Raw genomic sequence first — 7,767 nt, 5'->3', positions numbered from 1 at the left:
CACGTCACCACCGACGCACAGGCGCGGGTCGTGCACGCCTATGGCAAGAGCCTGCGTGACCTCGTCCGGGTTCGTAACGACGACCTCGGCAGGCTGCCCGACGTCGTCGTCTACCCGGGAGACGAGGAGGCGGTCCGGGCGGTGCTGGCTGCGGCGCTGGCCGCGGACGCGGTCGTCATCCCGTTCGGCGGCGGCACCAACATCTCCGGCAGTCTTGAGGCGCCGCGCACCGAGACCCGCCCGGTGATCTCCGTCGACCTCGGCCGGCTCGACCGGGTGCTGGAGATCGACGCCGACGCCCGCCTCGCCCGCGTACAGGCCGGTGCCCTCGGCCCGGGTCTGGAGGAGCAGCTGGCCGCGCAGGGCTGGACGCTCGGCCACTTCCCGGACAGCTTCGCCCACTCCACCCTTGGCGGCTGGATCGCCACCCGCTCGTCGGGCATGCAGTCCGACAAGTACGGCGACATCGCGGAGATCACCAGGGCGGTGCGGGTCGTGACCCCCGCCGGGGTACTCGTCACCCGGCCCGTGCCCAGCCAGTCGACCGGTCCCAGCGTGCGGGAGATGATCCTCGGCAGCGAGGGGCGGCTCGGGATCATCACCGAGGCCACGGTGCAGGTGCACCGAGTGCCCGAGCAGCGCGTGATCCTCGGCTACTTCTTCCCGACCTGGGACGCGGCACTGCTGGCCATGCGGGAGATCGCCGCGAGCGAGGCCGCGCCGACGGTCACCCGGGTCTCCGACGCCAACGAGACGCGGTTCTCCTTCGCCACCCGCAAGCGCGGCTCCCTGGCCTCGAGTCTCGTCTCGGCCGGTATGAAGCAGTACCTGCGCCGGGTCCGCAGGTACGACCTCGACCAGATGTGCCTGTCGTTCATCGGCTTCGAGGGTTCACCCGCGCACGTCAAGGCCCAGCGCAAGCTGGTCGGGGCGATCGTCGCGCGCCGGGGCGGGATCTGTGTCGGCACCGGCCCGGGGCAGCTCTACGACCAGAAGAAGTTCGACACCCCGTACATCCGGGACTTCCTGCTCGGCCAGGGCGCGATGGCCGACGTGTCGGAGACGTCGACGTCCTGGTCGCAGCTCGGCCCGCTGTACCGGGGGGTGGTCGCGCGGGCGAACAAGGCGTTCGCCGAGATCGGTGTGACCGGTTGGATCATGTGCCACCTGTCGCACTCGTACCACTCCGGGGCCTGCCTGTACTTCACGTTCGCCTATGCCTCCCCGGTGACGCTGGAGGCGATCGACGGGTACGACACGGTGAAGTCCGCGATCCAGCAGGGCTTCATCGAGCATGCCGGCACCCTGTCCCACCACCACGCGGTCGGCGTCGAGCACGCGCGCTGGCTTGCCGACGACATCTCACCAGCCGGCGTGCGCCTGCTCACGGCGCTGTTCGACGGCATCGACCCGGGCTGCAACCTCAACCCCGGCAAGATCGTCCCAGGGGTGGACGTCGCCCCGGGCCTGGCGGCTACGGTGGGCCCGGATTCGGTGAGCCCGGATTCGGTGAGCCCGGCCGGGTCCGATCCGCGCTGAGATGCGCACGATCCTCGTCATTGGCATCGGTGCCGGCGACCCCGACCAGCTGACGATCCAGGCCGTCAAGGCGCTGAATCGGGCCGACGTCTTCTTCGTCCTGGACAAGGGGGCGGCGAAGGAGGACCTGGTCCGGCTGCGGCGGGAGATCCTCGACCGGCACGTCGAGGGGAACGGCTACCGGATCGTCGAGGCCCGTGCCCCGAGCCGCGACCGGTCCTCGACGGACTACACCGCCGCCGTCGAGGACTGGCATTCCCGCCGGGCCGCACTGTACGAGCGGATGATGCTCGACGAGCTGGGCGAGGATGGCTGCGGGGCGTTCCTGGTCTGGGGTGATCCGTCGCTGTACGACAGCACGCTGCGCATCATCGACCGGATCGTGGCGCGGGGCGTGGTGCGGTTCGACTACGAGGTGATCCCGGGGATCACCAGCGTGCAGGCGCTCGCCGCCCGCCACCGGCTGATCCTGAACCGGATCGGCGGCCCGGTCGAGATCACGACCGGTCGCCGGCTCGCCGCCGGATTCCCGCCGGGGGTCGACGACGTCGTCGTCATGCTCGATGCCGAGAACACCTTCCTGACCCTGCCGGCCGACGACGTCGACATCTACTGGGGCGCCTACCTCGGCACCCCGGACGAGGTCCTGCTGCACGGTCCGGTCGCCGAGGTCGGCGGGCTGATCGAGCGGACCCGCGCCGAGGCCCGCGAGCGTAAAGGCTGGATCATGGATACCTACCTGCTCCGCCGCCGTGAGGAAAGTGGCCGGTGAGAACCGTGGAGACGGCCGGGGGAATGTCCGATGAAGCTGCACGAGGTGCGCGCCCGCCGGTCCGTCGAGGCGCCGCCCCGGCGTGACCAGCTTGCCTGGAAGATCGCCGAGGTCGCCGCCGAGCGGGTGCCGGTGCCGCCGGAGGTCGTCGAGATGATCGGCAACCGGATCATCGACAACGCGGCGGTCGCCGCGGCGGCGCTGACCCGCGGCCCGGTCGTCGCGGCCCGCGACCAGGCGCTCGCCCATCCGTACACCCCGGGAGCGACGGTCGTCGGCGTCGAGCGGGCAGTACGGGTGTCGCCGGAGTGGGCGGCCTGGGCGAACGGCGTCGCCGTGCGGGAACTGGACTTCCACGACACCTACCTGGCCGCGGACTACTCCCATCCGGGCGACAACATCCCCCCGGTGCTCGCCGTCGCGCAGCACACCGGCCGCGGTGGCGCCGAGCTGGTCCACGGGATCGCCACCGCGTACGAGATCCAGGTCGACCTGGTGACCGGCATCTGCCTGCACGAACACCGCATCGACCACATCGCCCACCTGGGCCCCTCCGCCGTCGCCGGGATCGGTGCCCTGCTCGGCCTGCCCCCCGAGCCGATCTACCAGGCCGTCGGCCAGGCGTTGCACACGACAACGACCACCCGTCAGGCCCGCAAGGGCGAGATCTCCACCTGGAAGGCGTACGCCCCGGCCTTCGCCGGCAAGACGGCAGTGGAGGCGGTCGACCGGGCGATGCGCGGCCAGACCTCGCCGGCGCCGATCTACGAGGGGGAGGACGGGGTCGTCGCCTGGCTGCTCGGCGGCCCGGACGCGGTGTACCGGGTGGCGCTGCCGGAACCCGGCGAGCCCCGTCGGGGCATCCTCGCCACCTATCCCAAGGAGTACTCCGCCGAGTACCAGAGCCAGGCGCTGATCGACCTGGCCCGCCGGCTGCGTACCCGGCTGCCCGGGACCGGCCCATCTCTCGGGACCGGCCCGTCCACGGCCTCCTTCGAGGTCGACGTCGCGGCGATCCGCCAGATCGTCATCCACACCAGCCATCACACGCATCACGTGATCGGCACCGGCGCCGGGGATCCGCAGAAGACCGATCCGACCGCGAGCCGGGAGACGCTCGACCATTCGATCATGTATATCTTCGCGGTGGCCCTGCAGGACGGGACGTGGCACCACGAACGTTCCTACGCCCCCGAACGGGCCGCCCGGCCCGACACCGTCGCGCTGTGGCATCGGATCCGCACGGTGGAGGATCCGCAGTGGACCCGCCGTTACCACGCGACCGACCCGGCCGAGCGGGCCTTCGGCGGGCGGGTGGAGGTCACGCTTGTTGACGGGACGTCGATCGTGGACGAGATCGCCGTCGCCGACGCGCATCCGGCCGGGGCCCGGCCGTTCCGGCGTGCGGACTACGTCGCCAAGCTGCGTACGCTCGCCGAGGGGGTCGTGTCGGCCGCCGAACAGGACCGGTTCCTCGACCTGGTCGGCCGGCTCGACACCCTGACCCCGGCCGAGCTCGCCGGGCTGACCCTCGTCGCCGACGCGCTTGCCCTGGAAACGGGCGGGACGAGGGGGGTCTTCGCATGATGGTGCCGGCCGGCCCGTCGCGGACAAGCGGCGGATGCTGCGGACGGGTCTCGTCTCCGGCCGCCTGCAACGCTGGCCGGGCGCGTTCGTCCCGCTGGTCGCGATGAGCATCGAACGGACCGGTTTCGACGGCGTCTACGTCTCGGGGGCGGCGCTGTCCGCGGCGCTGGGACTGCCCGACGTCGGGCTGACGACGCTGACCGAGGTCGCCGCGAGTGCCGGGCAGATCGCCCGGGTCACCGACCTGCCGACCCTCGTCGACGCCGACACGGGATTCGGTGAGCCGCTGAACGTGCACCGCACGATCGGGCTGCTCGAGGACGCCGGGCTCGCCGGCTGTCACCTGGAGGACCAGGTCAACCCGAAGCGCTGCGGCCACCTGGACGACAAGGCGGTCGTCGGGCGCGACGAGATGGTGCGCCGCCTGCGCGCCGCGGTGGCGGCCCGCCGCGACGACGCCTTCGTGCTCTGCGCCCGCACCGACGCCGTCGCCGTGGAGGGGTTGACCGCGGCGATTGACCGGGCCCGTGCCTACGTTGACGCCGGCGCTGACATGATCTTCCCGGAGGCGCTCGCCGACGAGCGGTCGTTCGCGGCGTTCCGGGCCGCCGTCGACGTGCCGATCCTCGCGAACATGACCGAGTTCGGGAAGTCGCCGCTGCTCACCGCGGCGCAGCTGACGGACCTCGGGGTCAATGCCGTCGTCTATCCGGTGACGACGCTGCGCCTGGCGATGGGCGCGATCATCCGGGGGCTCGCGACGCTCGCCGCCGAGGGCACCCAGGCCGACCTGGTCCCGGCGATGCAGACCCGCGCGGAGCTCTACGACCTGCTCGACTACGCCGGCTACGGCGCCGCTGACATCCTTTGACATCAAGGCTGCCATCCGTCGCAGGGCGGGGACCAGCGTCGCCACCGCAGCCATCACACGATAGCCCGCCGGGGGCGTCCCGGACCTGTCAAGGTCGAAAGCGCTCATGGCGGTCACGCACCGCAGCCGGGGGTCGATCGCCTCAAGTTCCGCGCAGCTGTCGATGCCCCAGGAGACGGTCGCCCCGGCGGCTGCACCCCCGACGGGGCAGACTAGGCGGCATGGCGAGTGCGTCCACGACCCCCCCCGACCGCACCGGTGGCCTGCGCCTGCCGGTGACCGCCCCCTCCGCGGAGGGCGAGGTGGTCGAGCTCTGTCGGGAGATGCTCCGCTTCGAGTCGGTCAACCGCGGCAACGGCGACGGCAACGAGCGCCCGATCGCGGAGTACGTCGCGGCGAAGATCGCGGAGGTGGGCCTCGAGCCGACCCTGCTGGAGTCGGCCCCGGGCCGCACCAGCGTGGTGACCCGGGTGGAGGGGGCGGATCCCTCGCGTGCGCCGCTGCTCGTCCACGGTCATCTCGACGTGGTGCCGGCGGATGCCAGCGAGTGGCGCCTGCCGCCGTTCGCTGGCGATGAGGCCGACGGCTGCCTGTGGGGTCGGGGCGCGGTGGACATGAAGGACATGGACGCGATGACCCTCGCGGTCATCCGCGACATCGTCCGCACCGGCCGCAGGCCACCCCGGGACCTCGTCGTCGCCTTCGTCGCGGACGAGGAGGCCGGCGGCGTCCTCGGGGCGCGCTGGCTCGTCGAGAACCATCCCGACCTGTTTGCCGACTGCTCCGAGGCGATCAGCGAGGTCGGTGGGTTCTCCTACACCGTCTCCGACGACCTGCGCCTTTACCTCATCGAGACGGCGGAGAAGGGCATCGCCTGGATGAAGCTGACCGCTGCCGGCCGGGCCGGCCACGGTTCGATGATCAGCGATGACAACGCGGTGACGGCGCTGTGCGAGGCGGTGGCGAGGCTCGGCCGGCACACCTTCCCGCTGGTCATGACCCCGACGGTCCGGGTGTTCCTGAACTCCCTCGGGGAGGCGCTCGGCATCGAGTTCGACCTGGACGACCTGGAGGCGACCGTCGCGAAGCTCGGCCCGATCGCCCGGATGATCGGTGCCACGTTGCGTAACACCGCCAACCCGACCCAGCTCGAGGCCGGTCACAAGGTCAACGTGATCCCGGGCGAGGCCACCGCCTACGTCGATGGTCGCTATCTGCCCGGTCAGGAGGAGGAGTTCATCCGCCAGCTCGACGAGATCCTCGGGCCGGACATCCGTCGCGAATGGGTCGTCCACGACCAGGCGTTGGAGACCAGCTTCGACGGCGCGCTGGTGGAGGCGATGGCCGCGTCGCTGCGCGCCGAGGACCCGATTGCCCGGGCCGTGCCCTACATGCTCTCCGGCGGCACGGACGCGAAGTCCTTCTCCCGGCTCGGCATCCGCTGCTTCGGGTTCTCCCCGTTGCTGCTGCCGCCCGACCTGGACTTCTCCGGCATGTTCCACGGGGTGGACGAACGGGTGCCGCTCGACTCGCTGCGCTTCGGCGTCCGCGTCCTCGACCGCTTCCTGCACGCCTGCTGACCGGACCTGCCGGTACGGACCTGCTGACCTGAACCTTCCGGTACGGCTTGACGAGATGCCGCTGTCCGCGCGCGGGGCACCAGCCGCGTAGGAGCCATCGTCGATGCATGACATGATGGGGGTATGGCTGGCGATCCGCTGTCCAGCATCGGCCTCGGAGCTCCGCTGGACGCGGACGCGGACCATCCCCGGGCCACTTACGCCTATCTCGTGCAGGCCAGCCGGGACGGCAGCGTATGGATCGCCGATCGGGCCGAGCCGTCCGGGGGCATCGAGGTCAGCGTGTTGTCCGCGCTGGAGGTCGCCCGGCAGGTTCTGCGTCGCCGGTTTGTGCAGCTGCGGGCCGATGACAGCGCCCATTGGAGCGATCACTGGTTCCGGGTCGACGTCTGGACGGTGGGGCGGCCCCGGAAGGCGGATACCGGCGACGCCGGAGCCGACGCACCTGGAGCCGAGGTGCCGGCCGGATGGGCGTTGTCGGGACGGCATCTGCAGACCCGGGGGATCGCTCCGGACATGGTCGAGGTGCGCACGCCCTCCCAGGTCCGCTGCCAGGTGGGCAGATAGCCGGGCAGGCCGCCGGGGCGCCGACGGCGGCGCAGCACTACCCGCCGGGAGCCATCCGGGAACAGCCGTAGGCGTTCGAGCTCCCAGTGGCCGAACTCGGCGTGCATCGTGAGGATCTGAACGGCTGCCCGGCGGTCCGTACCCGGCGGCAGGTACAGCCGCTGGTACTCCAGCTCTACTCCATCCAATGCGGCCTGACCTCGTGGTTGCGAGCGGAGGATGACCGGCTGCGTGTGGCGTGGTGTGGTGTGGCGTGGGATGGCGACCGATCATCGTGCGGTCCCCCTCTACGTTAACCGTATCGCCATCTTCTGGAAGGGCTTCTGGAAGCGCTCGCGAGATGATGCGGGCCCAGCGCCATCCACCGACGCGCGGCCGGTGGTCAGGGTACGGCCGGTGGTCAGGGCACGTAGGAGAGGGTGAAGGCCAGCGTCGCGTAGAGGGTCATCGCGGCCGTGGTGGCGGCGAGCGTGAAGGTGAAGATCTCCCGCCGGGCGGTGACGAGCGCGGCGACCAGCAGGAACGGGAACGCCCCGTAGACGTACCGCTCGGCGGAGTCCAGGTTGCTGCCGGTCAGCACGACAGCCAGGACCAGGGCGCTCCACACCGGGTACGACGCTGGCAGCCGGCGCGCCATGACCACCAGCCCCACGAGCGCCAGGAGCAGCCACGGCACGTGCAGCGCTGTGCCCAGCTCGCCGGAGAAGGCGCCCCGCGCCGCGTCCCACAGCACCGCCAGCGGGTTCGAGCTGCTGCCGTGACGTGCCGCGTCGCGCTGCAGCGTGAACGGCGCCAGCCCGTCACCGTAGGAGTGCGCCGACCACAGCAGGTAGATGCCGGCGCCGGCCACC

General features: G+C 71.3%; 6 protein-coding genes and 2 pseudogenes. 6 read left to right on the top strand and 2 right to left on the bottom strand.

Translation table 11 applies throughout. From position 1 onward, the window contains the following. From AC08ON_RS03245 to AC08ON_RS03220, 6 genes are all read left to right on the top strand, one after another. Positions 1–1,539: FAD-binding oxidoreductase (locus AC08ON_RS03245; protein ID WP_476616421.1), on the top strand; the 1,539-nt coding region annotated here is incomplete at its 5' end. A 1-nt stretch (position 1,540) separates the two neighbouring features. Beyond that, positions 1,541–2,311: a precorrin-6A synthase (deacetylating) gene (gene cobF / locus AC08ON_RS03240; RefSeq protein ID WP_476606358.1), complete on the top strand. Its 771-nt coding sequence runs from the start codon at positions 1,541–1,543 to the stop codon at positions 2,309–2,311. Positions 2,312–2,341: 30 nt separating this feature from the next. Continuing rightward, on the top strand, positions 2,342–3,898 hold the full coding sequence (locus AC08ON_RS03235; RefSeq protein WP_476606357.1) for an MmgE/PrpD family protein: 1,557 nt from the start codon (positions 2,342–2,344) through the stop codon (positions 3,896–3,898). A 34-nt stretch (positions 3,899–3,932) separates the two neighbouring features. Further along, positions 3,933–4,769 carry a methylisocitrate lyase gene (prpB, locus tag AC08ON_RS03230; RefSeq protein WP_476606356.1) on the top strand — a complete coding sequence of 279 codons (837 nt, stop codon included), beginning with the start codon at positions 3,933–3,935 and terminating at the stop codon, positions 4,767–4,769. Positions 4,770–4,990: 221 nt separating this feature from the next. Continuing rightward, positions 4,991–6,349 (top strand): M20/M25/M40 family metallo-hydrolase, encoded by a 1,359-nt coding sequence (locus AC08ON_RS03225; RefSeq protein ID WP_476606355.1) that lies wholly within the window; start codon positions 4,991–4,993, stop codon positions 6,347–6,349. Between the two features lie 123 nt (positions 6,350–6,472). Next, positions 6,473–6,916 (top strand): hypothetical protein, encoded by a 444-nt coding sequence (locus AC08ON_RS03220; RefSeq protein ID WP_476606354.1) that lies wholly within the window; start codon positions 6,473–6,475, stop codon positions 6,914–6,916. Here AC08ON_RS03220 and AC08ON_RS03215 read toward each other — a convergent pair. After that, positions 6,904–7,104: pseudogene (locus AC08ON_RS03215) on the bottom strand (DUF5703 family protein); the annotation flags it as partial. The gene AC08ON_RS03220 and the pseudogene AC08ON_RS03215 overlap by 13 nt on opposite strands. A 212-nt stretch (positions 7,105–7,316) precedes the next feature. Next, positions 7,317–7,767, bottom strand: a pseudogene (locus tag AC08ON_RS03210) (hypothetical protein); the annotation flags it as partial.

The organism is Frankia sp. CoWAU3, from assembly GCF_977971855.1.
Note: the sequence above shows the minus strand (reverse complement) of the source record. Positions and strands in the feature narration are given on the sequence as shown.